Source organism: Okeania hirsuta (genome assembly GCF_003838195.1).
In the GTDB taxonomy this organism is placed as follows: Bacteria; Cyanobacteriota; Cyanobacteriia; order Cyanobacteriales; family Microcoleaceae; genus Okeania; species Okeania hirsuta.
Genome location: NZ_RCBY01000507.1, coordinates 1 through 2,278, shown reverse-complemented (window position 1 = coordinate 2,278; position 2,278 = coordinate 1). Strand labels below are relative to the sequence as shown.

At 36.5% G+C, this 2,278-nt stretch carries 3 protein-coding genes; 2 read left to right on the top strand and 1 reads right to left on the bottom strand.

The features are described from left to right. Both D5R40_RS32310 and D5R40_RS32305 read left to right on the top strand, forming a co-directional pair. Positions 1–817, top strand: an 817-nt coding sequence (locus D5R40_RS32310) for a DUF3987 domain-containing protein (RefSeq protein WP_205127824.1), incomplete at its 5' end; no start/stop codon positions are given. 796 nt (positions 818–1,613) lie between these two features. Continuing rightward, positions 1,614–1,916 carry a hypothetical protein gene (locus D5R40_RS32305; protein WP_124143808.1) on the top strand — a complete coding sequence of 101 codons (303 nt, stop codon included), beginning with the start codon at positions 1,614–1,616 and terminating at the stop codon, positions 1,914–1,916. Positions 1,917–1,922: 6 nt separating this feature from the next. On the opposite strand, the gene D5R40_RS32300 is transcribed toward D5R40_RS32305, so the two are convergent. Next, positions 1,923–2,174, bottom strand: a complete 252-nt coding sequence (locus D5R40_RS32300; protein ID WP_192901060.1) for a hypothetical protein — start codon at positions 2,172–2,174, stop codon at positions 1,923–1,925. Positions 2,175–2,278: the final 104 nt, after the last annotated feature.

Below are 2,278 nucleotides of genomic sequence, written 5' to 3'. Positions count from 1 at the left end.
CATTTCACCCAAACTCCGTATGAAATCTGATGATAGACTTGGTGGTAGTTTAATGACTGGTAACAGTTTTAACTGCCAAATGGGGATTATTGGTGCAATACAGCCGGAGGTATTTCAGGATTTATTGAGTCAGACAAACCTTCGCAGTGCAGGTCATTTTGCTAGATTCAACTACTTATGGATGGAGAACAAACCACTAACCTTAGAAGAAGTGATTTCAGGTGGCAGTGCAGTTGACGTTACTGAGGATATTTATAAATTATTGGTTTGGGCTGCTCAACTACCAGGGCAAAAATTTATGTTTTCGCCGGATGCTTTTAAATATATTGTCACTAAAATCAGCTTGGTGGAAACTAAAGCCATGGAGGAAAATAACCAGATTATGGCTGAATTTTTGAATAAATTTCCTGGTAAGTTTCTGAGGCATTGTGGGTTGCTTCATTTATTATTTAGCTATCCAAATGAACCAACTAATTTAATTCCTCAGTCAGTTTGTCAAGTGGCTTTTGACAGTATAGTTCAACAACAATATTTTATTGAAAAAGTTTGTTTGCTGAAGCCTGAACCAGCACTTTCTGATATGCTAAAAAGTCTCTTAGATTATTGTCAAAGAAAGGATAAATTTTTATCTGGTTCTGATATTGTTACTAGCAAGAAATTTGACAAAGTTAAACCTAAATTTACTGCTCAAGTGGCCAGAAGTTACTTTAAGGATTTGGCTGAAATGGGCTATGGACAATTAGAAGGCTCTGGAACGCGATTGAGATTTAAAGCATTTACCCAAAACCCAGTAGAAATAGCTGAAATTCAATCATAGTAAGTATTTAACTACCCAGAAATGTACCCAATTTAACCCAGTAGTTCTGGGTAATCTCTGGGTAGGTCTGGGTATATTTGGGTTAATCTCTGGGTTCTCTAATCTTTATCCTGTAAAGATTTCAGCTTAAATCACTGGGAATTGGGTAGTTCCCAGAAAAAATCAAAATCCCAATAGCCTCTATTGGACACATCCTATATTTAGAGGCTACTATCTGCTATATAATTGGCCATCAATTAATGAGAAAATTAGTCTAAAATTTTCTAAGATATTAAATTCTAAGATTAATTATTACGAGGGTCGTTGTGAAAAAAAATCCTAATTCATAAAGAGAATATTGGGTCAAAAATTAAAAATCTTCAGAGTATAAAGTTAGAGGTTGTTATTTAGAAAAGGTGGAGTAATAGTAGTAACTTTAACCTTGGCGGAGCCACAGTTTATGTATCTGCTACTGTTACTATCGCTGATGGCAGAATGTAAGTATTGAACAAATTCGGTAGCAATACTTTAGCGTCAGCGGCCTGCACTGTCCGTCGGTTTCATCATGATTTTTGTATTTTTTTATTATGTGAGGACGTGTGCAGGTAAAGTGTTTCAGCATAGCGGTACCGAATTTGTCACCGTTGTTTTGCGGTTGCGCTATCATTGTTTGCCGACTACTAAAGCTGCCAAAAACGCAATCATTGACTGAATTTTTTTAGCCATCCAAAAGACTCAAAGATTACGGAAACTTAATCAACGACGGCTCCCCTGAGACGGAACCTTAGAAAGAATTAATTTGTTTAAGGGGGGCTTAATGGTTACTAGTGTTGAACAAAAAATTACAATTGAAAAATGGGGATATGCAGTTGAACATCCAGAAGATTTGGTGGATGAAGATATACAATTTGGCTTTAAGCTTATTAATAATAGAGAACAACAATGTTACTATTCATATTTATATGTAGAGATTGGTCTGGTATTTGAGATGGTTAATAAAGGAAAGCCTGGTATACATAGAACAGTTGATGCAGCAATTGAGTATTTAATGTCTCTTGCTGATTATGTTGTTAGAGTACATCGAATTATACGTCTAGTTCCAGTTAAACTGTGCGTATAAGATAAATTATACGTGTGGCGTTGTTTTCTGTCCGTTTCCTCTCGCAACGCCATCTCGAGCAGAAACAGTTGATTCATTTTTGTTAGACTGTGCTAAACCAGCGGCACCAGCAATTGCTGTTCCAGCTAACCCGATTCCGGATGACCATTTGGCATCATCACTATCGGTAACTAAGACAGTAACTCCAATGATTCCACCAATCGTTGCAATAAAGATAGGGGTTATGGAGTAAATGAATTCAGGAGTGAGTAGTTTCATCTTTAGTAATCCTTCATGGGTGCAGAAATTGTTCTTTCTATGGCAAATCTTTGTACGAAGAGAGTTCTATTTCTAGGGAGTTTCGTATAACAGGTTCGCCATAT